Origin of the sequence: Tolypothrix campylonemoides VB511288_2 (assembly GCF_045999855.1) — a bacterium.
GTDB lineage: Bacteria > Cyanobacteriota > Cyanobacteriia > Cyanobacteriales > Nostocaceae > Scytonema > Scytonema bouteillei_A.
In genome coordinates, this window is record NZ_JBFPMW010000007.1 from 57,058 (window position 1) to 81,662 (window position 24,605).

Below are 24,605 nucleotides of genomic sequence, written 5' to 3' on the forward strand. Positions count from 1 at the left end.
TCTAACTTTTAACTGATAGTGCAGTAGCTTGTGAAGACTTTTCTAATTGACGTTTTCCTCTCACTATCATCTTCACTTTATCCCCAGGAGCAAGGGTAACGCCCCGTCGTTGAGGTTTTTCTAATTGATGGCTGGCTAGCTCAAACTGATAGCGTGAAAGAAGAGTTGCCAAGACTAGCTTCAATTCAAACTGCGCTAAAGCTTCACCAATGCAGCGACGCGTACCGCTACCGAAAGGCATGAACTCATAAGGAGAAAATTGACGTTCCAAAAAGCGTTCCGGTCTAAACTCGTTGGGCTGCGGATACAAATCTTCTCGTTGATGCAACAGATAAATGCAACCGAAAAGTAAAGTGTTGGGATACAGCTGGTGTCCGAGCAATTCTACGGGTTCTTGAACTTTTCGGGCGAAAGTTAACATGACTACCGGATGAATCCGTAAGGTTTCATGACAAACAGCTGTGAGATAAGGTAGTTTAACGATGCTCATTGGATCGGGTGAATCGCCAAGCAAGCTGAGTTCGTGAAGGAGTTTTTCACGGACTTCTGGTAAACGGTGAATCCAGTACAATCCCCAAGCCATAGCTGATGCAGTAGTTTCATTTCCCGCTAACAGCAGAGTTATTAATTCATCTCGCAACTCTCGATCTGTCATTGATTGACCCTGTTCATCTTTTGCTGAAATCAGCAATGAGAGAATATCAACGCGATTTGGATCTGCTTTTGCACGGCATTCAGCAATCTCTGTATAAAGTATTTCATCAATTTGCTCCCTCCAACGTAGAAACTTTCCCCAAAGGCTCCAAGAGCCTAAATCCTTTTGTAGAAAGGGAAAGAACAATAAACTAGAAGTTAGAGGAGATTGAAAAACATCTGTTAACTGCCCGAGTAAATGCTTGAGTTGTTGGTAACGTTCTCCTTCAGAAACACCAAAAACAGTCTGTAACATGACTTGCAGCGATATGTCCTGCATTGCATCACGAATTGAAAAGGGTGTGTTCTGAGGGATGAGATCGTAAACTTTTTTAGCAAGAGAGCGGATTGTCTGTGCATAGGCTCGCATGCGATCGCCATGAAACGGAGGCATCATGAGCTGCCGTTGCTGTCTGTGATGTTGTCCGTCCAAAATCAGGACTGAGTTTTCTCCAACTAAAGGTACTAAAATCTTGTTTTCCTTGCCTGGGCTTGTATACTTCTTTCTAGCGTTAGTTAAAATTTCCTGAATTGCTTGAGGATGGTTTACAAATACTAAAGTGTCCCCAAAACCAACTACCTCACCTGTAAAAATATCGGGATATTGCTGAACAGCACTTTCCATATATCCTACAGGGTTAACCACCCATTGTATTTTTTGCAATAAAGGTGGAGTTTTGAGTCGATTGGGTAATGGTATCTGATTTTTCATAACAAAACTTTGCCAAATAAATTTTTAATTTGTCCTGTTAAAAGCACAAATCCCTATATAGCAATCTTATAATATTCATGAAAAATTTTCAGAAACACTCTAAAGCATGCAATGCCTACTATAGGTGTATTTCACAAATCAAATAGAATTGCTCTATTACTAACTAGTTTAGCTTTACGAGCGCGACTCTTTTATTTTGGTTTCTGAGTTTTCATATATCGATATATAGCTGCAATATTACGAGCATCATCGATTCCACGATGGTGTGTTCCTTGCAATTCTATACCAAGATGTTGAAGTGCTTTTGCCATGCCAAAGCCTTTGGAAACCCCAAGATATTCTGAAAATTCATTTTTTATATTTCTGTGTTCCGAACCAAAAGGATAGGGAACTTTATGAAACTCACAATCTTGGAGAAATTGTTTTTTATCATAATTTCCCCAAGAGCAAAATATATTTCTGGGAAATAGCTCTATCCATTCTTTAAACTGAGAAATTACTTCAGGAAAACCAGAAGCTTTATCAACATCTTCCTGTCGAATCGTTGTGAGTTCTGTACAAAACTTTGTCAGTTGCGGGTGTCTTACAGGTTTGACAAATTGCTGAAACTCTGAGTCTATTTCCCAAGTGGAACTGTTAAGCATCACTGCACCAATCTCAATAATTTCCATTTCCCCACTGGGAATAAAACCATCATCAGAACACGTGGCTTCTAAATCGACTATTAAAAAATAACTGGCTCGATTAGTTGTCATAGAAAAGGTCATTGGATTGAAAAGTTTTAATCCAGCCTGAGCGGAAGGCAGTATCGATCGCAAATGCAGCTAATCCAAACCACAATATACTCTCAATACCCATAATAACCAAAGGTAAAAGACTGTTAGAACAAGAAAGCCCACTGTCTACTTGAGTTAAACCTCTAACTAAGCCAAACGCTAACACACCTCCAGACTTTAGTTGGAAATTTCGCTCTGAACGTATAATGTAGCGATACGTTACGCCAAATAGCAAGCCACAAAAAGCAGCAATACCAGCGCTCGTGAACCAACGCAAATCTAGTTTACTTGAGGGGAAGGTACTGAGTATCTTGAAGTCCTCTATGGGGAGCCAGTCATTCACTAAAGTTGTTATCAAAAAAGCGATCGCAAGGCACAAACAACCCAGTAACCCAGCTTTTAAGGATTCGATGCGTTCTGCCATCAGTTGAGGATCTAAAACTTTGTTCACCGTTTTCGTTCTAAATGATTGGGTAGGCATTGCACATCAATCATAAAGCTTTGAGCCACAAACTTCAGTTCAGTCCACGGTTCCAGTATCATTAAGATTGAAGTTGTTTCGTAAATTTGTTTAAAAGTACCGCTATGGACATTTTGACACTAGGCTGGGTTTCTCTACTGGTTGTTTTCACTTGGTCAATTGCAATGGTAGTTTGGGGTCGCAACGGACTCTAAGGGAATCGTGGAAAGTCCATTTCTAAGTATTTTGGCTTTAGTTGCTGCGGTACTGCTCGTTACAGTTACCGGAGGGATTGGCTATCTGACACTGGCAAGTTGGCGCGATCGCCGTTTGCAAGAACAAGAAAAACGCGAATTACGACGTTCTGCTCCCAATCCTAAAAAGCGGAAATGAATCTTTGGCTTTGCTGGGGGAGAAGATCTGTTTTCTGAGTTCGATTGTGTCTTACCGGGGACACGATTTGTCGTGTCCCTACACTGTTTTGGCGTGCGATCTTGACTCTTTAAAAAAAATTTTCGCTCAACTGCACTAGATGCAGAGGACATTATATATAGTTGGAGAAATATTAAACGGAGAGCGGAGGGGGAAACCGGATTTCTGAATGAAACTGCTCGACGTTTGCCGTGCGATAAATTGGTAAAGCATATTCGAGATTTTCATGGGGACGAGCGATCGTGTGATAGGAGAGTACCTCGCCGCCATTAACTCGCGGAACTGCCTTTAATCCTGCACCAACAGCAACATTGACCTCACCTATTTCTCCCCGTATCAATACTGTAATGCGTCCTAAATCGGTATTTTCGTAGCCTACTAGAGTTACACGAGCTGCTTTACACATTGCGTCTGCTGCTTCCAACGCTGTAGGAACGCCATAGACTTCAATCATTCCAAGTGCGAGTGTCATAGTTTAATTACGTAGAAATAAAAATAAAAAATGTAAGTTTTTTTCTGAATTTGTTTTTTCTCATGTATTTACAGCAGTATATTATGAGACAATTCGTTTTTGTCTCCCTTTTCTCTGTTAATAAATATTATGAACGAGGTCAAAGCCAATTATGATGAACCGTGGAAAGAAGCATTGGGAGAATACTTCGAGCCTTTTTTGCAGTTATTTTTCCCTAAAGTTCATAGCTTAATAGATTGGAGCAAACAGCCGCAATCACTAGACAAAGAACTCCAACAGATTACCGCATCATCTGATTCTGGTTTACGGATTGTGGATAAATTATTTCAAGTGTGGCGAGCCGACAATCGAGAAACTAGGATATTAGTTCATATCGAGGTACAAAGCCAAGATGAGTCAGAATTCGCCAAACGGATGTACATTTATAATTACCGAGCCTTCGATCTTTACGAGCAGCCCGTGATTAGCCTTGCAGTATTGGGAGATGAGGTTCATAATTGGCGACCCTCATCATATGGTTATAATTTAGGTGGTTGTGAAATCAGCCTGAAGTTTCCCATTGCTAAACTATTAGATTATGAAGCACAGTGGCAAGATTTAGAGAAAAGTACAAACCCTTTTGCAGTCATTGTCATGGCTCATTTAAAAACCAAAGCTACTACAGGTAACTCACAACAAAGAGAACAGTGGAAGTGGAATTTAGTGCGCGGACTATATGAGCGGGGTTTTGAGAGGAAAGATATTATCAAACTCTTTCAAGCAATCGACTCTATGATGAATTTACCACAAGAGTTACAGCAAAGCTTTGAACAAAAGTTAACTCGTTACGAAGAGGAAAGAAAAATGCCCTTACTTAGCAATATGGAATTGAGAGGAATTGAAAAGGGAACTAGACAAACCTTGCAATCAAATATTATTAGTCTCTTACAGAAGCGATTTAAAGTAGTACCGGATGAATTAAGTAAATCCATCAATGACATCGACGATATTTCAGAATTGCAAAGACTGCTTTTAGAGACAGTCAGCATCAACTCAGTAACGGATTTTCAGCAATTACTCCCATAACAATTCCCTGTTTTTATTTCGATAAAAATAAATACAAATAAACGCAGATGAACGAAAAAATATCAGCGTCCATCTGCGTTTAGGTGTGGTTAATAAGTCCTTACAATTGTTTCACTTCACTAACCAACTTCGACACCATATCTTTAGCACTACCGAAAAGCATCGTAGTTTTATCCTTGTAGAATAAATCATTATCCACGCCAGCGAAACCAGCACTCATACCGCGCTTGATTACAATCGCATGCTTTGCCCTATCTACCTCTAAAATCGGCATCCCATAGATAGGACTGTTGACATCACTTTGTGCTGCTGGGTTAACTACATCATTTGCCCCAATCACTAACGCTACATCTGTTTGCTCGAACTGGGGATTGATGTCATCCATATCGTGGAGTTGCTCGTAAGGCACATTCGCCTCTGCCAGCAACACGTTCATGTGACCGGGCATTCTACCAGCAACAGGGTGAATTGCATACTTCACATCAACACCCATACGCTCTAGTTGATCGGCTAACTCGCGAACGCTGTGCTGTGCTTGCGCTACCGCCATCCCGTAACCGGGAACAATAACGACAGAACGAGCATAACCCAACATCATCGCGCCTTCTTCTGGATCTATGCTGCGGACAGTTTTATCAGTTGTCGCCGTACCAGCAGCACTACCAGCACCTGTTGCTCCACCCGTTCCAAACGCATCAAACAGTACGCTGATGAGAGAACGGTTCATTGCCTTACACATAATTTCGGTAAGGATAATACCGGATGCTCCAACCAAAGCACCAGAAATGATGAGCATATTGTTCATCACCACAAATCCAGCAGCAGCAGCAGCTAATCCTGAAAATGAGTTCAATAATGAAATCACCACAGGCATATCGCCACCACCAATGGGAATGACAAACATCACACCCAATACCAGGGAAACGAAAACGATTCCTAAGAATACAGGTAAGTTATTTGGTGCGACTAGCATATAGGCACTACCTGCCAAATACGCAAACAGGAGGAAAGCATTAAAAGCTTTTTGGAAGGGGAATGTAATTGGAGCACCACTCATAATGCCTTGCAGTTTTGCAAAGGCAATGGTGCTACCCGTAAAGGTGACACCACCAATCAACACATCCAGAAGCATCGAGATATTGGCATCAAGGGTGACTCCACCAGAAGTGCTTAACAACCGCCAAAACTCTGCAACGGCGACGAGGGCTGAAGCCGCACCTCCCAAGCCGTTTAGCAAACCCACCATTTGGGGCATATCTGTCATTTGGACTTTGTAAGCTGCGATCGCACCCAACACCGAGCCAATCGCCAAGCCCAACAAAATCATTTCATAGTTCAGTACGTGTTGGTCTAGCAGTGTTGCCACAATTGCTAAAAGCATACCCACTGCTGCAACAACATTACCTTGGCGTGCTGTTGCGGGTGAACCCAACTTTTTCAAGCCCAGAATGAATAAGGATGCAGCGACTAAGTACGCAAGCTGAATCCCTGTAGGAAGAAAATTGTTCATAATTGCTAATTGCTAGTTGCTAATTGCTAATTGCTAATTGCTAATTGCTAATTGCTAATTGCTAATTGCTAATTGCTAATTGTTAATTAAGTAGAGAGGCGCAAAAAAACCGAAGTATGTAACGAAAAGTAAAGTTACCTAAAAACCTCTTCCCTTCTGCCATCTACCCTCTGCCATCTGCCTTGTCATGACGACAATTTTTAACACCGACTTACTTACCATTAGCTGTTAGCTATTAGCCATTAGCCATCAGGTATTAGCCTTCTTCTTAAACATTTGCAGCATCCGATCTGTGACTAGAAACCCACCCACTACGTTTACGGTTGCTAGTACAATAGCAATCAAACCAAGAATGACTGAAAGATTCCACTCTTTTGCACCGGAAGCGACTATCGCTCCAAGGACTGCGATTCCAGAAATCGCGTTTGAACCGGACATCAGGGGAGTGTGGAGAGTTGGGGGTACTTTGTTAATGACTTCAAATCCCGTAAAAGATGCTAATACAAAGACAAACAAAGCTGCAAGTAATGCTTCTGACATTGATAAATTCCTAGTTGCTAATGGCTAATTGCTAACTGCTAATGGCTAATTGCTAAGGGCTAATTTTCTCTATTAGCCATTAGCAATTCCTTTTTTGTCATGCTACGCTGCTTAAGGCTTTTAAGGCGTCGCTGACTCGCTGGTTGCGAATTGCGCCTGCATGGGTAATGCAAGCTGCATCAACAATGTCGTCACCAAAATTCACCTGTACGCCTTTGTCTTTAATCAAAAGTTGCATCAATGATGCTATGTTCTTGGAGTACAACTGGCTGGAGTGGACTGGCATGGATGATGGTAAGTTGATGGGACCAATTACAGTCACTCCGTTCCAGATAATGTCTTTGCCCGGATCGGTACAAGCACAGTTCCCACCTTGTTCGGCTGCAATATCTACAACAACTGAACCTGGTTTCATTTGCGCCACCATTTCTTCAGTGACTAGAATTGGTGCTTTTTTACCAGGAACTTGCGCTGTAGTAATCACAACATCGGCGTTTTTGACGTGTTCGGCTACAACTTCTTGAGTCCGCTTTTTGCTGGCTTCGGAGATTTCTTTAGCGTAGCCTCCAGCCGCAGTTGTTTCTTCTTCTAGCTTGATTTCAACAAATTTTGCCCCCAAGCTTTGTACTTCTTCTTTAACAGCAGGGCGGATATCAAACGCTTCTACGATCGCTCCCAAACGTCTTGCTGTTGCAATGGCTTGCAAGCCTGCTACACCAGCACCCATGACAAAAACTTTTGCAGGAGCTATGGTTCCTGCTGCAGTTGTCAACATGGGAAAATATTTCGGTAATGCTGCTGCACCAATCAAAACAGCTTTATAACCGGCTATTGATGCTTGCGACGATAAAGCATCCATACTTTGGGCTCTTGTCGTCCGGGGAATCATCTCCATACTTAGAGCAGTAATTTTGCGCTCTGCAAGTTGTTGCGCTGTCAATGGATTGCCCAACGGATTCAGAAAGCTGATGAGAATAGAGCCTTCTCTTAGCAAGTCAATTTCAGAACGTCCGTTTTCTCTTTCTTGCGGTGGGCTGACTTTGACCAGAATATCTGCTTCACTCCACAACGTAGAAGTATCAAATATAACTTTAGCTCCTGCTGCTTCATAAGCAGCATCAGAAAAGAAAGCCCGCTCACCTGCACCCGCTTCTACCCATACCTCCAAACCTTGTTTTACCAATTTAGCAACGGTGTCAGGAATTAAGGCAACTCGACGCTCACAAACTTCTATTTCTTTAGCGACAGCTATTCTCATGCAATCTCCTTGCGAATAAATACTTATATCTTCTGCCATCTCTGAAAATTTTCTGATGAGGCAACAAGCGCGTCTGTGGTGCATGAGCGTTGGCTCTCAGCAATTAGCTAGCTAGTATAACTTAACCTTCGCTTCCGCACTCTTGAATTTATTAGCCCTTCAGGTAAGGCAGAAGGCAGAGGGTATGAAGCAGAAGGAGAGAAAAATTTTTAAGTTATGCCCCTGTGCCTTCTGACCAGCGTACTTCTGCCTTATACAATCTAATTTCACCTTACCCTTCACACTTTCTTGGGTCCTCTATTGCTCATCCTAGTTTGATCCCCAAATTTTGCCTCGTTGTCTTCAACTTCTTTTAGGGATTGAAAAATTTTGTTGCCTTTTTTTTACATACCGCAATACTAGTCAAATTCTTCTCTAAAAGTTATTAGCAAAAATTGAAAAAACTTTTGCTTTGAGTAAAGATCATTCTACTCAATCTAGTTCAAGTTAAATCTTAATGTCTTTAATAACTGACTGAATTTTTATAACAGAATTAATATATTTCGATACACTTTTATATATTTATTAATAAAATCTAGTAAAAACAGTATTTTTACTAGGGGTAGCAATGGCTTTCAATAACAAGTTAGAAAAATTACTCTATTACATAAAATAACCATAAATATACTTATATGGCACATTTCCAACTTATGTTACGTCCATTGTTGATAATCAGTAGTAAAGTTTAGTTACAGTGTTGTGTAGCCGTTAGTAGTTAATCATTGCTTATCTACTAACTATTAACCAAGAGTAATTTTCTGCCTCAGGAGCTTGACCATGCGACGTTTACTTTCTGCTTTAGCCATAACTAGCTGTTTGCTGGCAAGTGTTCCAGCGATCGCTTTGGCGGAAGGCTTACCCGGATTCACATTATTTAGTGGTGTTAAAGGTGAAAACCAACTCCCCTTCCGATTGGACTTTGGCGGTCAAACGAATGGCTGGGATCGCTATCGATTAAAAATCCCCAATAAAAAGCTCAAAAAAGCGGTTGCTCAATTTGTAATCAGTTACCCGGAGTATTACAAAGGATCGTTCGATACCAAGAAGATGGAAATACGGGTTAAAGGTAAAGCAGTTCCCCTCTCTGAGGTCAAGTGGGACAAAGACAATCACGTGATTACAATGTATCCCCAAGAGCCAGTACCAGCAGGTAGCAATGTAGAATTGGTTCTCTCTAACGTAAAAAACCCAGCATCAGGCGGAATGTTTTACTTCAATTGCCTCATTCAATCCTCTGGAGATGTACCGCTCTCCCAGTACCTTGGGACGTGGATTCTCAGCATTAGTTAGGGACGTCTGGGGACAAGGGAGAAAGTTATACGTTGTCTCCCTAACCCCCAATCCCTCTCATTCCCATTCTTTATTGATTATGATAAAATTGTAAATTGTGACTTTTTTTTATAAAAATCATCTAGAGAGGGCACAAGTATGAAAAGAACCCTAGAGGGAACCAACCGAAAGAGAAAAAGAACCTCTGGTTTTCGAGCAAGAATGCGGACACCAGACGGTAGAAACGTCATTAAAGCAAGAAGAAGAAAGGGACGTTATCGTTTGAGCGTTTAGAGTTCTGCAAAGCAATACCCTGTCATAAGTTGTGGCATTGCACAAAGCGCATAGACTAAAATCTCGAAAAGATTTCCAGGCAGTTTTTCGCGAAGGTATCCGGCGTCACAGTCGATATTTTACGCTGAGAGCCTTGCGATCGTTGCCTTCTGTAAAGCCTTCTTTGGATGCTCCCCCTGAAGCAAGACAAGGGGGACAGGGGAGACAAGGAGAACAAGGGGAACATTCCCCCCTCACCCCCTCACCCCCTCACCCCCTCACCCTCTCTCCTTCGCTTCCTCCAACCCAAATTGGTATCTCAATTAGCACAAAAGTTAGCAAACGAGCAGTTGTTCGCAACCGCATTAAGCGGCAAATAGCAGCAGCGATGCATCAGTTGTTGCCCAGAATATCACCAGGTTGGCGACTTGTTGTTGTTGTTAAACCAACAGCCGCAGAACAAGAGTGCGTAACCCAACAATTTCTGCAAGAATTAGAGCAGTTGTTAGCACAAGCCGAGGTGTTCAATGGGAATTCGTGAGGAAGTTTATTTTGAGGGTGGTCCTCATATTGGGGATCTAATCATCAACATACTGATTGGGCTAACTGTGGTTGGTATACCATTGACAGTTGGCGCAATTGTTAGGGCATTATGGCTGCGGTTTCGGATCACCGATCGCCGAGTTTCCGTAACAGGAGGTTGGATGGGCCGAGTACGCAGCGACGTGATTTACTCTGAAGTGGCTAAAATTGTCAAGGTACCCCGTGGGATTGGCTTGTGGGGAGATATGGTGATCACCATGAAGGATGGCAGTCGTTTGGAATTGAGAGCTATTCCCAAATTTCGCGAAATCTACGACTACATTGAAGAAAGAGTTATCGCCAAAAACCCCAATTATATTGCGGCGAACAGGAAGTAGTGAGTCAGGGGCTAAAGACAAGGGAGACAAGGGGGACAAGGGAGAGAAGAACAACGCATGTCCCATTCCCAATGCCCCATTCCCAACACCCGATGCCCCATCACCGATAAGATAATTTAGATAAATTAGATTAAGTCAATTTCACAGTACCTCAGGTTGAATTCAGAATAATGGATTTTGGTATCGGGTTTCTCTCGAATAACGTAATGCTGCCAATCATAGACTTGTTCTATGGGATTGTGCCTAGCTATGGATTGGCGATTGTAGCATTAACATTGATTATCCGCTTCGCACTTTATCCCCTAAGTGCTGGTTCAATTCGCAATATGCGACGAATGCGGATTGTACAGCCTCTGATGAACAAGCGGATGCAAGAAATTAAAGAACGTTATAAGGACGATCCGCAAAAGCAACAGGAGGAAATGCTTAACGCCCAAAAGGAATTTGGCAATCCACTTGCAGGTTGTTTGCCATTGCTCTTGCAGATGCCGGTTTTACTAGCGTTGTTTGCGACTTTAAGGGGTTCTCCTTTTGCTGGAGTTAACTACAGCATTAACTTACAAATTTTTCCTGCCGAACAAATTGAAAGAATTCAACCTCAAGCCTTTGCAACCCCTCCCCAAAATATTTATGTCGCTGAAGGGGAACACCTAAAGGTAAGTGCTATCTTGCCTGGAGGTAGCAAGTTAGCGGTGGGAGAACACACTAAAATAGTGTATCAAACACCTGAAGGCAAACCATTTGATGCACTTTTAGCAGAACACCCTAACACCAACCTCATCCCCGAATGGAAAATTATTAAAGGGGAAGACCGGGTAACAATTGATGCTGAGGGTAATATAGAAGCACTGCAGCCAGGAGATGTAACAATTCAAGGAACTATTCCTGGATTAGCCGCCAATCAAGGATTTCTCTTTATTGACGCTTTAGGCAGAGTGGGCGCACAAGACCCAGATGGTACAATCCATTGGGACGTTGTAGCGATGGTCATTCTATTTGGTATTACCCTTTACGTCAGCCAAATTTTATCCGGGTCACAGAATACTGCTAGTGCCAATCCGCAGCAGGATACAGTAAACAAAATTACTCCTGTTATTTTCTCTGGGATGTTCTTGTTCTTCCCACTACCTGCAGGGGTATTAATGTATATGGTGATTGGTAATATCTTCCAGACTCTGCAAACCTATATACTGATGCGCGAACCTCTACCAGAGGAACTGCAAAAAGTTGTAGATGCTCAGGAAAAACAGGCAGAAGGTACACAGCAAAAAGCGCTACCTTTTGAGCCAAAAAGTTCTAAGAAAAAGACTACAGGTTAACTCCCCAAAAGGGATTGGTCACGTCAGTGGCGACACCGAAAAACAAGTATCTGTCAGCGATGCTAACTGGAAACGGTTGGGGCAGATTGCTTCTAGCAAAATACAATTAATTCGTCGTTCAAACGGACTAATTGTTGCTTAGAAGATATTTGTAAAGCCGTCCTTCGCTTCGCTAAAGGACGGGGTTTCAGACCCAATTTTTCGATGACCGATAATCGAATAGAACGGGGTCAGGAGTGGTTAAAAACACTCCTGCAACTAAGTGGATTGTCTGTTGAAGTGACAGGTGAGATAGAAACAACTCCCGCATCTGATGATTTTGAGGATTCCCCGGAATCGGACAGCTACTGGCTGACAATTGATGAGAGTAAGTTAACACCAGAACAAATAGCGACTTTTATCGGTCCTGATGGTTCAGTGCTAGATGCAGTTCAGTATTTGGCAAACACTGTTCTCAACTTGAATCAATCACCGGATTTGCAAGCTTCTTACACCGTGGAATTAAATGGCTATCGTGTCAGGAGATATGCAGAAATTCGTTCAATGGCAGAAATTGCAGCAGAGCAAGCCCGTGCTTCAGGGCTAGAAGTGGAAATAAAATCCCTCAGTTCCGCCGAACGCCGTCAAGTTCACACCTTGTTAAAGGAATTTGGTGATTTGGAAACTTTTAGCCGAGGAAAAGAGCCACATCGTCACCTTGTTGTACGTCTTGCTTCACTGGCATGACGGGCATTGGGCGTTGAGAATTGGGCAAGGGGCGTAGTTAGAAATAATTTATTGCCCCTTGCTTTTCGTATGTTTTTATACAAAAAAACTGTAGGCGGAGCGATCGCAACTCAGGCTTATAATCTATAATCTCAAATCGTTTGAATTTTCTCAAAAAATTTCGGAAATCCGAATTAAAAAGTGATTAAACTCATTTGTAGAAAAGCTAAACTTAGAGACGTGCATAAATTTTGCTATCAAGTGAGGATGTCTCACAAGTGTCATGGACGCGATTTACATTCCGCAACTAACTAAAGCGCCCGAGCGGACGGAAGAAATTCAGGTCAAAGAGTTTTTGCCCGGTCTAGAAACCCTGACACCAGTTCGCGGTTTCATCCGCGTACAGCATCAAGGAAATTACTTAGAAGTTTCAAGTCAGGCAGAAGCGATCGTTACTTGTACTTGCAATCGGTGCTTGCAGAATTACAATCATCGTTTGGCAATTAAGACCAAAGAAATCATTTGGTTAGAAGAAACAGATCCCCAAGCAGATGACCTCCCATTAGAACGAGAAGTTGCCTTTGACGATCTAGTAGAAACTTTGTCACCTCAAGGATATTTTTATCCGAGTGAATGGTTATACGAGCAAATGTCTTTGGAGTTTCCACAAAGGCAATTGTGTGACGCCAACTGTCCCGGTATTGTACCCAATGCTGTTAGTAAGTTAGATACACCTGTCGATCGACGTTGGGCTTCATTGGAGGCTTTGAAAAAGGAACTACCGAATTAACTGACGCTTGCTTGCTATTACAAATAGTTAAAGCCCGTTACAGCCCCAACTTCTTGCAAGGTTGCTGTTTGCAAATGATGGGACGGCTCCCTCAACTCGTTCCCAGGTTCCGCCTGGGAATAGCTGTTTCAGAGGTTTTACCTCTATAACGATGCTGTACCTCGCAGTCTGCATTCATCAGCCCTTGACTTTGACACCGGATCGAGAGACGAGCAGGCGAATGAGGGAAGCCACCACCTATTGACTAGCTGTATCCTTAAAGAAGTAGGGGATCTAGAGCAAATTAAAATTAAAGAACAGTCATATGTGGGAATTTCTTAATAATTTGATATCACCAAATAATTTTATTCCTCACGGACACTGTTATCTGTGGAAACCAGAACTGGTCTGGTTGCATTTGCTTTCAGATTTAGCGATCGGGCTTTCCTATTATTCTATTCCAGCTTGGTTAATTTACTTTGCCCGCAAGCGTCAAGATTTACCCTTTCGTTGGATATTCCGTCTATTCGGAGCCTTTATCATATTCTGTGGCACAACTCACTTACTTGCAATTTGGACTCTTTGGTATCCAGCTTACTGGCTCACTGGTTTGGTGAAAGCCGGAACAGCTATTATTTCTGTATATACTGCTTTGCAATTAGGACCGTTAGTTTCTTTGGCTTTAGCTTTGCCAAGCCCAACGCAAATAGAAGCAGCAAATTTAGCACTACAAAAAGAAAATCAGGAACGCAAGCAAGCAGAAGAAGCACTGAAACAGGCAGAAATTTCTTTAAAACAGACTAACGAACTGTTAGAGCAACGTGTTCGGGAACGCACTACAGAAGTTGAACATTCTCTTTCTTTGCTACAAACAACTTTAGAATCAACCGCAGATGCAATTCTGGCGCTAGATTTGACCGATAAAATTATCACTTTTAACCAAAAATATATCGACTTATGGAAAATTGAGGACTTGGTTCCTTACAAGGACGACCATAGCAAAGTATTACTCTGTGTCTACAAGCAATTAAAAAATCCAGAGAATCTTCGCGTTCAAATTGAACAAGAACTGGCTCAACCAGATTTTCAAGGATATGGCATTTTTGAACTTAAGAACGGCAAAATTTGCGAACGTTACTCCAAGCCTCAGTTTTTGAACGGGCAAATTGTGGGACGGGTTATTACCTGTCGGGATATTACCGCTCGCAAACAAGCAGAAGAATGCCTCAGACGCAGTGAAGAGCTTTATCGTACCCTTGTGCAGAATTTTCCTAATGGTTTCGTGACCCTATTCGATCGCCAACTGCGTTATACATTAGTTGAAGGAACGGAGTTAATAGAAGTTGGACTGAGTCGCGAAACAACAGAGGGAAAAGCTCTCTGGGAAGTTTTGCCAGCAGAAATTAGCGCGATGTTAGAACCTTGCTATCGTTCTGCATTGATGGGAACGACGATCGTTGTTGATATTCCCTATAGCGATCGCATTTACCGTTTTCATGTCGTACCCGTGCGAAACGAGCAAGGAGAAATTTTTGCTGGTATGTCGATGTCTCAAAATATTACCTTGCAAAAACAAGCAGAGCAAACACTCAGACAAGCAAAAAATCAATTAGAAATTCGAGTTCAACAGAGAACGCAAGAACTTTATGAAGCAAATAATACATTACAAGAGCTTAATACTGAATTACAACGTTCCAATCAAGAGTTAGAACAGTTTGCTTATGTAGCATCTCACGATTTACAAGAACCATTACGGGCAGTAGCAGGTTATACTCAACTATTGGCAGATGAGTATCAAAATTGTCTGGACGAAACTGCTACAGAGTATATTGCCTACATCATAGATGGGGCAGCACGAATGCGCCAGTTAATTCAAGACTTGCTTGCCTATTCTCGTGTAGGGACTAAAGGAAAAGCTTTTGCTTCTTGTGATTGCAATACAGTTGTGCGTCAAGCACTCAACAATCTTTTAGTGCTGATTGGAGAGAACAATGCTAGTGTGGATAGCGATCGCCTACCGACGGTTATGGCTGATAGCACGCAAATGGTACAGCTATTTCAGAACTTAGTGAGTAATGCTATTAAGTTTCGCCGTGAAGAACCACCCAAAATTCAAATTAAAGCAGAATTAAAAGATGAGGGATGGCTTTTTGGTGTCAAAGATAATGGAATAGGGATTAAGTCACAGTATCTCGAGCGTATTTTCCAAATATTTCAAAGACTGCACAGCCGTAAAGAAGTACCGGGAACTGGGATTGGTTTGGCAATTTGTAAAAAAATAGTTGAAAGACATCACGGACACATTTGGGCTGAGTCAGAACCGGGAGTGGGAACAACTTTTTACTTTACAATTCCTCAACTTACAGCTACAAATTAGCTTTGGCGGCTGCACGAACCAAACAGTTACTATCTTGAGCGAGTTGTTGGCGAATTGTTGTTGGGGTATTGGGATTTTGCGCGATCGCATACCTTTCATGCCAAAACAATGAGCGAAAGTTCCTCATTAACAAAGAGCTTGGAGCAAGAGGGTGTAAGAAAACCAAAAAGCGTGTGAGAGGCGGCTCATCAGAGGTAATGTAACTTTCCAAAATTGAGCCAACCTTGAGAGAGCGACGTTGTATCAAATTTTTCACTGCTGCTTGGTGGATGTTGCTATGCCATTCATAGTCGCAGGCTAGTTCTTCGAGAACGTTAGTAGGTGTGTTGGGGTTTTGTGCGATAGCCATCCTGACCCGCTCCGTTCGATCTTGAGAGAGCTGCTGTAAAAGATTGGCAGGAGTCTTGGGATTTTGTGCCACCTGAAAGCGGACTCGACTGCAATTATCTAATGCAAGTTGATGGAGAAGCTTTGTAGAAGCTTGGGGGTGAGAGGCAACATTTTCGCGAACGATTAAGCATGGACTCTTTGCTAATTTTACAAGAACCTTTGGTGGTGCTTTTGGATTTTGCACGACTTGCCACTGTTCTAAAATACTGTTTGGGGTATTTTGATTTTCCGAAAAATTTTGCAGATAGGTAGCAAGTGCAGCTTTGCTCACATAACTATCTTCATCTTTTAGCAGTTGTTTCAAAGTATGAAGAGAAAGATTGGGATTTTGAGCAACAACTGTACGAATGTTACAAGATGAATCCCGAGCAAGTTGTTCTAAAATCTCGTTAGAAGTTTTTGGGTAACGGGCTATAGCTGTTTTTAATTTTATATCGTTGATTGCTGTGATTTGTTCTAAATCGGTGCTAGAAATATCGGAATTGGTCGTCAGATGTACCCACAAATTAGCGATCGCTTCTCTTTGAATTGAGCCATCTACATTTCTTGCAAGTTGCAATAAAACATTGATGGGAGTATTGGAATTAGCAGCAATGAATTGACCGCATTTCCCCTTTGCCAGTCTTTCTAAAATGCTTTTTGGCGTGTTGGGGTGAGAAGCAATTATACTGGAAAAATGAGAAAAAATTGATTGATCTTCTGCCAATTTTTGAAAAATACTGACAAACTCTAAATTGTTAAAAAATCGTATTACGTTCTCAAAGACAGCGCGTTTAACTTCTTCTGTTGGATCTTCTGCTAGTTTATTCAAGACGCTTGCAGGGGCGTTTGGGTGTGATGCCACTGCTTTACGGATATGCCAACCTCTATCCTCTGCTAGCTGCGTGAGAGTCGTAACAGGAGTATGGGGATGATATGCTACAACTTCTCGTACATCAGAATTGGTATCTAAACCTAATTTTTCCAAGATATTCACAGACGCGTTTGAGTTAGTGACCGCAGCGCGACGGACATAATCATCTTCGTCGTTTGCCAATTTTTCCAAAAGATCGATGGGGGTATTGGGGTTAATAGCTACGCGGATACGAACTTCATTATCTTGAGATTTTGCATCTTCCACTAACTGCTCTAGAGAAATTTTTTGCAACTGATGCGTACTCAATGGCAAAAGTGGTCTATCATCGTTCATCCAACTATCTGTAAATAGTACGGGTACGCGAATATAAAGTGCCAGATCCTTGGCTTTTGTTCTTAGTGTTATGGGATACTCAGAAAACCATTTTGGAATAGGTGGTTTGATGCGATACTCGGCGTCTTGATGGCTGCGTCTGACTGCAGCAAAACGCACATCATAGTCGGGATCTATTTTGAGAGATGCGATCGCATCGTGGGGAGTCTTGGGATTTCCAACTACAGCCACTCGAATACCTTCACAAGCATCTTGAGCAAGTTTCAGTAAAAGAGAGACTGGTGTGTTGCTGTTTCTTGCCACTCCTTCACGTATTCCCTGAAAATTTGTTGCTAGTTTTTCTAAAATATTTGCACTTGTATTGGGGTGTTCGGCAATAAGACTGCAATGAGTGCAATATCCAACCTCACACAATTTTTCCAAAACTATTCCTGGCGTGTGGGGGTTACAAGCGACAGCTTCACAAACGGGCTCGGTTTCATTTTGCGCCAGTTGTTCTAACACCCAACTGGGGGTATTTATATTAAGAGCCACAGCTGTCTTGACTCGCCAAGATTCATCTTGCGCCAGTCGCTCTAAAATGACTTGTGGTGTGTTGGGGTGAAAAGCAACTCCTTTGCGGATTTCTACCCAAGGACTTGTTGCTAATTCACTCAGCGTTTCTGCTGAAGTCACGGGATTTTTGATATTAGCCAGTTGCTGTTGATACTCTTGCAAAACTGACAGAGGTGTGTTGGGATGGCAAGCAACAGCATCACGAATGCGATCGTTTTCATCTCCTAACAATATTTTTAATGCTGCAGCAGGAGCGTTCGGATTTTCAGCAATATGGGCAGCTACACTATCTCTAAATTCTGTGTTTTCTACTAAACTTTGTAGAATTTGTGGAGACGTATCGGGATTTTTCGCAACGGACAAATATCGGTCTTTAAAACCGGGTAAAGCAGATACTAAAAACTCAGGAACTATACCGATACTGTGTAAGAATGACTCTTCTCCAGAAAGGTACAATAGAGTCGTTTGTATGGCAGCCTTTGCTGCTTCCTCCCATCCTTCATCCATCTCTCCTGCCAAATTAACATGAAGTTTCGCTGCTTGAGCAATAACCAAATTCTGACTGCGAGTTAGTTTGGACAAAGCGTTTTGAGGAACATCGGGTTTTACGAGCAGTGCTAGAAAAACTTCCTCATATTCTTCAGAATCTAGATTTGTTACCCATTCAAGAAACCAACTTGGGACTGCATCGTGTTTTAGCAAAATCAGTAAACTTTCTTGTGAGATATCTGCCAGAAAATTAGGATTTTCTAACACGACTAGCGGTAAAATTGGATTATTTAAAAATTCTTCTGGAAACTCTGTCCCTAATTCCAATAAATCCTCTACCGGAGTATTGGGATTGGAAGTGATAGACCGACGTGTTATTTCATCAGCACTATAACCTAACTCCCGTAATAATTCTGGAGCAGCACTGGGATTTGTAGCGACAATCCTACATAGTTCAGTACTGCTTCTAGCCAATTCCTCCAACCGGAGTTGTGAAGTTTCTTCACTAGCTGCTTCTTGTTCAAGTGAGAGAGATTTTGAAGATTGGGGACTATCAAGCATCTATATATATAGAAAAAGATTTTATTTAAACTGAATTTCACTCCAAGAGTGCTTGGTTACTAATTTGTCATAGCTATTGCCAAAATTACTTTGATATTTTTACTGAACTCTTTTCAAACAGATAGCAACCGTACAGCTTCGCCAAAAGGAAACTCCTCTAAAGCCAATCCTCCGGGCGTTACCACCCACAATACGGGTAATTCGGGTTTTTCCTCCGGAAAATCACCATAACCATCTGTTAAATAAACACACACACCTTGAGTTTGCCGATCCCAACTTGTGGCAACTTTCTCAAAAAATGGCACGAATGATGTACCACCTCCACCTTTAGGTTTTGGTATGGTGCTATCGGAATTCAGTTCATAGGGTCCGTAAGCCTCAGCATCTGCGTAGTACAACTCGCACTGAAGATGGGGATAAGCATTTAAAATTCCTCGAACTTCATTGAAAAACATTTGCAGTTGCTGGTTGTCAATAGAACCGCTAGTATCAATAGCTACATAAACATAAACCGATTCACCTTGTAAGGTTTCTAGGTACAGCTTGCGTCCAATAAAGCGGCGGTCAAAACCCGAAAAATCTGTAGGTGTCTGTACTAAATAGCGCCAAAGGTAAGCACGCCAATCAATCTGAGCAGAAGTTAATGCTCCTAATTCCCGCTCCATACCACCGGGTAAGTTGCCATGTTGAGTTGTACGAGCAATAACAGAGGCTTGCTGTAAAGCATTTCGCCAGTTTGCTTCCATAGCAGCTTTTCTTGCTTCCGAAAGACTATCCCCAGGCGAAAATATTCCAGAGTCACCCGATCCCATCCCCGGTGCTTGCGAGAGTAAATCCAGTTCCGGTAAATGCAGACAAAGATGAGCATCTTTGAGTAACAATTCGTAAACCTCTTCAACGCTAAGATTTTCTAGCTCGGGATCTCGCAAACCACCTGAAGGAAGATCAAATTTATCTTGCTGAGAAATGATTCCATTGACAACAATATCAGCAGCAATATTCCATAAGGTAGCATCGCGCACACCCCGACGCAGGACGTGAAGCAATGCGGCGTGTAAAACCTCGTGGAGTAAGAGCCCATCCTGTTGAGATGGAGGTAAAGAGAGTAAATAATCTGGATTAAAAAAAATGTCTTTACCATCCGTTGCTGCTGTTGATAGTTGTTGGGTGGGAACAAACCGGGCGAACATTGCTAAAGTCGCAAAAAAGGGCGACTTCATCCGCACGCGGAGTATGGAGGCGCTGATAATTTTTTGGGTATCTGTCATGAGGGGACAAGGGGGACACGGGGACAAGGGAGATGAGGGAGATGAGGGAGATGAGGGGGAAAACCTTATCTCCAATTCCCAATCCAAAATCTAAAATTCTCAATTTTGCATTACAGTGCTACGAGTTGCTGGAAATCTTGTAAAAACTTTTGCAAATCGGGATCTTTTTTAACAAAGTTTGCTAACATTCCCATTTGTCCTTTACTCCGCATGACTCGAAATAAATCCACAGCAAATAACTGCACCCACTCTGCTGTTGCAACTTTGTTTAACCAAGTAAAGGCATTGTAAGCTTGGTTGGCATCAGTCGCACGTACTGTTAAGCCAATGGCAGTTGCGTATCTTGCACTTGGTTCTGTGGGAAAGGGAATATTGTTTCCTTTGCCTTCTAAAATGGGGGTTAGGTTTGGTAGGGTTTCGTAAAGAATGATAAATGCTACAAACTCAGCCGCCGCACTCGTACCGACAGCAGGAGAAATATCCAAGCCAGCATGACGCAGTTGGCTTGCCATTACCCAAGAACGGGGAGAGGGCCAAGCAGGTTGTTGCGGGTCGAGTTTGTGTAATAAGGTTGAACGAAAGGAGAGAAAGGCAATAATCTGTTCGTGTACTCCTGTTTCTAAGGCGAAAGCTTTGAAACTGTCGAAATCTGCTTGTACTTCAAGATGTAAAAACCTGTTGGCTAAAGGCGCAGGCATATCAAATACGGCAGCACGGTCTTCTTTGCGGTTACCTGCAGCCCACACAAACCAACCATGGGGAACTATGTAAGAACCGACGCGACGGTCTAATATCAATTGTTGGGCAACTCCTTGCATTGCGGGAGGAGCCATATTCAGTTCATCTAAAAACAGTATGCCCTTACCGCTACGGGGAAGAAATTCTGGCGGATACCATTTAGAAATACCATCTTCAGCCACGGGTAATCCACGCAGATCTGTAGGAGCAAGTTGGCTGAGGCGCACATCTACAAAATCAATATCGTGTTCTTGGGCAAGTTGTCCTACAATACTTGATTTACCAATACCGGGTGCTCCCCAGATCATTGTGCTGATATGCAAGTTTTTACGGATTAGGTTGCCTAAATAAGCTTTGAGTTCACTGGGGGTCATAGAATTTTAGCCGCACAATTCTCCCCTTAGTGTTCCCTTTTTAAGGAATGAAAAATACAGGTAGTTTCCATCACACGCTTTACGCTAGCGCTTGGTTTGTAGAATTGGTAGAAGAATAGTCTATATGCTTTAAGCATTGATTACCCACCCCCACCCAATCATTGCAGCAGAATTTGGCTTACCAATTCGTAATCATGTCCAACAAAGTTGAAAAAATGGTAGTAGCAGCGATCAAAAATTACTAATCAAATTAATCTATTTCCATTGCTTCTAGTGTCAAAATCCCTCTTGGTTTATTCACAACTAGCTGCATGATATCTAACCAGAGCAAACCCATCAAAGTATCAGAAAGTTCCTCTCCTACATGAACGGGAATTATAAATTCTTTGTTATCAAAAATGACTTTTCCTTCGTATAAATCAAAATATTCTGACCCTCTCGCGGTCTGCATTTCTATTTTTGGTGTAATTATTGACCACTCAAGAGCTTCTAGGTCTTGAAAATTTATCCCCAGCCACCCTGTTGTAAATCCTGTATCAAACAGCGCTTCAACTTCAAACTGTTCGTTATTAGCTGCTACCAGTTGTATTTCAAAGAATAATTCTCCGTTGTCACCAAACCTGCCTGCAATCATATCCTACCACAGGCTCCAGTTTCATTCAGGCGAAAAATAGTGAGTTTGGCATCTGGATTAGGATATTGATCGCGAACTTGTTGTAGCAAACCTTCTAGTTTCAAGTCCAAAAGGTAGTTTTCACTATCCGCATCAATGGCGATAAACCAGTTGTAATGCTTTTCAATGAGTTGGGGACGAATGCGTTCAAAAATAGTACGACACTGCGTACCAAGTTCACGACGTTGCGTTGTACGGTAATGTAATTCTTCAGATTTTACCATAGTCTGTGGCAGTATCCGTGTTCGACGTGGCTGGGATAGCTGAGCCATATTGAATCAAAGCGATTGAAGGTATTACTTCAATTATATGTCTCAGGCGACAATGACGATGAACGAAAGAGCGATCGCATATAGTAAATACTTATCCATGGTTGTTAACAAACTGGTCTGGGGAATTTCCAAGGAACTGTTTTGTATCGCTAACTCTTGAGGAATATCCAGAATTACTCTCATGCTGTTATGATTTACGAGTTTTTGGAGGCTAACATAGCAAATTATATTCTTGCCTCTAGAGTCTTGACTTTTGGCTCTCAACTAATGGCTAATGACTACATAACCAATGACTCATGACTGTTACCTATGACTTTTCGTGATGAGTTTAAATTGCTGCTCCGCGCCCGCTACCCTTTGATCTACATTCCCACCTATGAAGAGGAACGCTTGGAAGCCTCTATCCGGGAAGAAGCAGCAAATCAGGGTAATCGTCCAGTTTATACTTGGGATTTTGTGGATGGTTACCAAGGTAATCCAAATGATGCAGGTTTTGGTCGTCGCAATCCCTTGCAGGCTTTGGAATTTGTGGAAAAAGTCCCTGCGTCTGCACCTGCTGTGTTTATTCTTCGCGATTACCATCGATTTTTAGATGATGTGGCGATTTCTCGCAAACTTCGCAACCTCGCCCGACTTCTGAAGTCGCAACCAAAAAATATCGTCTTGCTGTCTCCCAGAATTGCCATTCCTGATGACCTAACGGAAGTTTTAACTGTTTTGGAGTTCCCTTTACCTTCAGGATCGGAAATTAGAGGGGAAATAGAACGCTTGTTGGGAGCAACTGGGAACTCCCTTTCTACTAAGGTGATGGATGACTTAGTGCGCTCTTGCCAAGGGCTATCTATGGAAAGGATTCGCCGAGTTTTGGCAAGGGCGATCGCAACTCATGGCGAACTCTTACCAGAAGATGTAGACTTGGTTCTAGAAGAAAAGCGTCAGACCATTCGTCAAACTCAAATTCTCGACTTTTACCCAGCGACAGAACAAATTTCCGATATTGGCGGACTCGATAACCTCAAAGATTGGCTGCTTCGACGTGGTGGTTCGTTTACAGACAAAGCACGACAATACGGTTTACCGCACCCGAGAGGTTTGCTACTTATAGGGATTCAGGGAACGGGGAAATCTCTGACTGCAAAAGCGATCGCACATCACTGGCATTTACCTTTATTACGTTTAGACGTAGGAAGATTATTTGGTGGTTTGGTGGGTGAATCTGAATCTCGGACCCGACAAATGATACAAGTTGCAGAAGCCCTTGCACCTTGCATTTTATGGATAGACGAGATAGATAAAGCATTCTCCGGGCTTGGTAGTAAAGGAGACGCAGGAACCACAAGCCGTGTATTTGGGACATTTATTACCTGGTTAGCTGAGAAAACTTCACCCGTGTTTGTCGTTGCTACAGCTAACGATATCCAAGCACTACCACCAGAAATGCTGAGAAAAGGGCGCTTTGATGAAATTTTCTTTGTTGGGTTACCGACCCAAGAAGAGAGAAAAGCAATCTTTACCGTGCATTTAACTCGGTTGCGTCCCCATAATATAAAAAATTACGATCTTGAAAGACTTGCTTATGAAACTCCTGATTTTTCTGGAGCGGAAATTGAGCAAACTTTGATTGAAGCCATGCATATTGGATTCAGCCAAAACCGGGATTTCACAACAGATGATATTTTAGAAGCCGCCAGTCAAATCATCCCTCTGGCAAGAACTGCTACCGAGCAAATTCAGAAACTGCAAGAGTGGGCGGCTGCAGGTAGAGCTAGGTTGGCTTCCAAACACAGTTCTCTCAGCAATCGCATTCAACGACAACTGCAGTAACCTATAGAGACGCGCTATGGCGCGTCTGTAAATAATAATTTTAGCGATAATTACTATTGACTATTGACTATTGACTGTTAACTATTGACTAGTGACGATTAACCTTGAGGGTGTCAGTATGATTGGTAACATATTTAAATTTATACTTGGGATTTCCTTAGCGCTTGCCATTCTTGTAGGAGGTGGTGTTGCTACAGCTCTATATTTTATGAATAGAACTTCCACTCCACCTCCAAAACCCATCTTTGCCAACGATTTACCCACAGTGAAAGGGAAAAATCCAAAAGCTGTAGTTTCTAAAAGCACGGCAAAAAAATCAAATTCTCAACCAGAGACAAAAGCTGAAACTTCTGCTGACTCAACTCCAGATCCTACGGAATCACCTAAGGCTAAAGAAGAAGCACCAAAAAAACTACCACCAGGAGCTTACCGAGCACGCGTGACTTGGCCACAAGGTTTAAGTTTACGAGCAGAAGCGCAAACAGAAGCCGAACGTATTGGTGGAGTTGGCTTTAATTCTCGAGTGATCGTTCTGCAAGAAAATGGAGGCTGGCAAAGGATACGGATCGTAGGTAGCGACCAAGAAGGTTGGGTCAAAACTGGTAATACACAAAAAGTGAACGAACAGGAAGATTCCGAACAAGCAGAACAAACACCAGAGCAGTAAACTAAGGTGTCACCAG

Annotated in this window: 26 protein-coding genes; 13 read left to right on the forward strand and 13 right to left on the reverse strand. The window is 42.3% G+C overall.

Annotated features, from left to right (window positions below; genetic code table 11):
* Position 1: 1 nt before the first annotated feature.
* The 3 genes from AB0756_RS21460 to AB0756_RS21470 form a co-directional block, all read right to left on the reverse strand.
* Positions 2 to 1,405 (reverse strand): cytochrome P450, encoded by a 1,404-nt coding sequence (locus AB0756_RS21460; RefSeq protein ID WP_038083481.1) that lies wholly within the window; start codon positions 1,403 to 1,405, stop codon positions 2 to 4.
* Between the two features lie 191 nt (positions 1,406 to 1,596).
* A complete protein-coding gene (locus tag AB0756_RS21465) occupies positions 1,597 to 2,160 on the reverse strand; it encodes a 3'-5' exonuclease (RefSeq protein WP_038083483.1) in 564 nt (187 codons plus the stop codon).
* Entirely contained in the window at positions 2,150 to 2,632 is a 483-nt protein-coding gene (locus tag AB0756_RS21470) for a hypothetical protein (RefSeq protein WP_202048659.1), read from the reverse strand. The genes AB0756_RS21465 and AB0756_RS21470 overlap by 11 nt, the downstream gene beginning before the upstream one ends.
* A gap of 134 nt (positions 2,633 to 2,766) precedes the next feature.
* Here AB0756_RS21470 and petN point away from each other — a divergent pair, with 134 nt between their 5' ends.
* The gene (gene petN / locus AB0756_RS21475; RefSeq protein WP_072040835.1) at positions 2,767 to 2,856 is read left to right on the forward strand and encodes a cytochrome b6-f complex subunit PetN; all 90 of its coding nucleotides are present in this window, start codon (positions 2,767 to 2,769) and stop codon (positions 2,854 to 2,856) included.
* 7 nt (positions 2,857 to 2,863) lie between these two features.
* Positions 2,864 to 3,034, forward strand: coding sequence for a hypothetical protein (locus tag AB0756_RS21480; protein WP_167844760.1), 171 nt, complete (start codon positions 2,864 to 2,866; stop codon positions 3,032 to 3,034).
* A gap of 172 nt (positions 3,035 to 3,206) precedes the next feature.
* On the opposite strand, the gene AB0756_RS21485 is transcribed toward AB0756_RS21480, so the two are convergent.
* On the reverse strand, positions 3,207 to 3,545 hold the full coding sequence (locus AB0756_RS21485; protein ID WP_038083486.1) for a carbon dioxide-concentrating mechanism protein CcmK: 339 nt from the start codon (positions 3,543 to 3,545) through the stop codon (positions 3,207 to 3,209).
* A 129-nt stretch (positions 3,546 to 3,674) separates the two neighbouring features.
* Between AB0756_RS21485 and AB0756_RS21490 the strand changes: the two genes are divergently transcribed.
* Positions 3,675 to 4,610 carry an RpnC/YadD family protein gene (locus AB0756_RS21490; protein ID WP_038083488.1) on the forward strand — a complete coding sequence of 312 codons (936 nt, stop codon included), beginning with the start codon at positions 3,675 to 3,677 and terminating at the stop codon, positions 4,608 to 4,610.
* A gap of 100 nt (positions 4,611 to 4,710) precedes the next feature.
* Here the strand turns inward: AB0756_RS21490 and AB0756_RS21495 are convergent, their stop codons facing one another.
* From AB0756_RS21495 to AB0756_RS21505, 3 genes are all read right to left on the reverse strand, one after another.
* Positions 4,711 to 6,120 (reverse strand): NAD(P)(+) transhydrogenase (Re/Si-specific) subunit beta, encoded by a 1,410-nt coding sequence (locus AB0756_RS21495; RefSeq protein WP_038083489.1) that lies wholly within the window; start codon positions 6,118 to 6,120, stop codon positions 4,711 to 4,713.
* A 249-nt stretch (positions 6,121 to 6,369) separates the two neighbouring features.
* Positions 6,370 to 6,660, reverse strand: a complete 291-nt coding sequence (locus AB0756_RS21500) for an NAD(P) transhydrogenase subunit alpha (protein WP_038083491.1) — start codon at positions 6,658 to 6,660, stop codon at positions 6,370 to 6,372.
* Between the two features lie 97 nt (positions 6,661 to 6,757).
* On the reverse strand, positions 6,758 to 7,918 hold the full coding sequence (locus AB0756_RS21505) for a Re/Si-specific NAD(P)(+) transhydrogenase subunit alpha (protein WP_038083514.1): 1,161 nt from the start codon (positions 7,916 to 7,918) through the stop codon (positions 6,758 to 6,760).
* 816 nt (positions 7,919 to 8,734) lie between these two features.
* On the opposite strand from AB0756_RS21505, the gene AB0756_RS21510 reads away from it, so the two are divergent.
* From AB0756_RS21510 to AB0756_RS21545, 8 genes are all read left to right on the forward strand, one after another.
* Positions 8,735 to 9,247 (forward strand): DUF2808 domain-containing protein, encoded by a 513-nt coding sequence (locus tag AB0756_RS21510; RefSeq protein ID WP_038083494.1) that lies wholly within the window; start codon positions 8,735 to 8,737, stop codon positions 9,245 to 9,247.
* Between the two features lie 138 nt (positions 9,248 to 9,385).
* Entirely contained in the window at positions 9,386 to 9,520 is a 135-nt protein-coding gene (gene rpmH / locus AB0756_RS21515; protein WP_072040836.1) for a 50S ribosomal protein L34, read from the forward strand.
* Between the two features lie 31 nt (positions 9,521 to 9,551).
* A complete protein-coding gene (gene rnpA / locus AB0756_RS21520; RefSeq protein WP_050046815.1) occupies positions 9,552 to 10,040 on the forward strand; it encodes a ribonuclease P protein component in 489 nt (162 codons plus the stop codon).
* A complete protein-coding gene (locus tag AB0756_RS21525; RefSeq protein WP_038082372.1) occupies positions 10,027 to 10,419 on the forward strand; it encodes a PH domain-containing protein in 393 nt (130 codons plus the stop codon). The genes rnpA and AB0756_RS21525 overlap by 14 nt, the downstream gene beginning before the upstream one ends.
* A gap of 170 nt (positions 10,420 to 10,589) precedes the next feature.
* Positions 10,590 to 11,738, forward strand: coding sequence for a membrane protein insertase YidC (gene yidC, locus AB0756_RS21530; protein WP_038082374.1), 1,149 nt, complete (start codon positions 10,590 to 10,592; stop codon positions 11,736 to 11,738).
* A 204-nt stretch (positions 11,739 to 11,942) separates the two neighbouring features.
* Positions 11,943 to 12,464: a Jag family protein gene (locus AB0756_RS21535; RefSeq protein ID WP_038082375.1), complete on the forward strand. Its 522-nt coding sequence runs from the start codon at positions 11,943 to 11,945 to the stop codon at positions 12,462 to 12,464.
* 262 nt (positions 12,465 to 12,726) lie between these two features.
* Complete coding sequence (locus tag AB0756_RS21540; RefSeq protein ID WP_038082376.1) at positions 12,727 to 13,233, forward strand: YceD family protein; 507 nt, start codon at positions 12,727 to 12,729, stop codon at positions 13,231 to 13,233.
* Positions 13,234 to 13,537: 304 nt separating this feature from the next.
* Positions 13,538 to 15,589, forward strand: a complete 2,052-nt coding sequence (locus AB0756_RS21545; RefSeq protein ID WP_050046817.1) for a PAS domain-containing sensor histidine kinase — start codon at positions 13,538 to 13,540, stop codon at positions 15,587 to 15,589.
* Here the strand turns inward: AB0756_RS21545 and AB0756_RS21550 are convergent.
* The 6 genes from AB0756_RS21550 to AB0756_RS21575 form a co-directional block, all read right to left on the reverse strand.
* Positions 15,579 to 18,773, reverse strand: coding sequence for a HEAT repeat domain-containing protein (locus AB0756_RS21550; protein ID WP_038082377.1), 3,195 nt, complete (start codon positions 18,771 to 18,773; stop codon positions 15,579 to 15,581). The two genes, AB0756_RS21545 and AB0756_RS21550, sit on opposite strands and share 11 nt — an antisense overlap.
* A gap of 113 nt (positions 18,774 to 18,886) precedes the next feature.
* The gene (locus AB0756_RS21555) at positions 18,887 to 20,041 is read right to left on the reverse strand and encodes a vWA domain-containing protein (RefSeq protein WP_038082378.1); all 1,155 of its coding nucleotides are present in this window, start codon (positions 20,039 to 20,041) and stop codon (positions 18,887 to 18,889) included.
* Between the two features lie 110 nt (positions 20,042 to 20,151).
* Positions 20,152 to 21,153 (reverse strand): AAA family ATPase, encoded by a 1,002-nt coding sequence (locus AB0756_RS21560; RefSeq protein WP_038082379.1) that lies wholly within the window; start codon positions 21,151 to 21,153, stop codon positions 20,152 to 20,154.
* A 250-nt stretch (positions 21,154 to 21,403) separates the two neighbouring features.
* A complete protein-coding gene (locus AB0756_RS21565; protein WP_038082381.1) occupies positions 21,404 to 21,787 on the reverse strand; it encodes a hypothetical protein in 384 nt (127 codons plus the stop codon).
* A complete protein-coding gene (locus AB0756_RS21570) occupies positions 21,784 to 22,098 on the reverse strand; it encodes a hypothetical protein (RefSeq protein ID WP_038082382.1) in 315 nt (104 codons plus the stop codon). The genes AB0756_RS21565 and AB0756_RS21570 overlap by 4 nt, the downstream gene beginning before the upstream one ends.
* Positions 22,099 to 22,140: 42 nt before the next feature.
* Entirely contained in the window at positions 22,141 to 22,281 is a 141-nt protein-coding gene (locus AB0756_RS21575; protein ID WP_153021451.1) for a hypothetical protein, read from the reverse strand.
* A 126-nt stretch (positions 22,282 to 22,407) separates the two neighbouring features.
* Here AB0756_RS21575 and AB0756_RS21580 point away from each other — a divergent pair, with 126 nt between their 5' ends.
* Together AB0756_RS21580 and AB0756_RS21585 are read left to right on the forward strand one after the other, a co-directional pair.
* On the forward strand, positions 22,408 to 23,922 hold the full coding sequence (locus tag AB0756_RS21580) for an AAA family ATPase (protein WP_038082383.1): 1,515 nt from the start codon (positions 22,408 to 22,410) through the stop codon (positions 23,920 to 23,922).
* Between the two features lie 118 nt (positions 23,923 to 24,040).
* Positions 24,041 to 24,589 carry an SH3 domain-containing protein gene (locus AB0756_RS21585; protein WP_038082384.1) on the forward strand — a complete coding sequence of 183 codons (549 nt, stop codon included), beginning with the start codon at positions 24,041 to 24,043 and terminating at the stop codon, positions 24,587 to 24,589.
* Positions 24,590 to 24,605 lie beyond the last annotated feature (16 nt).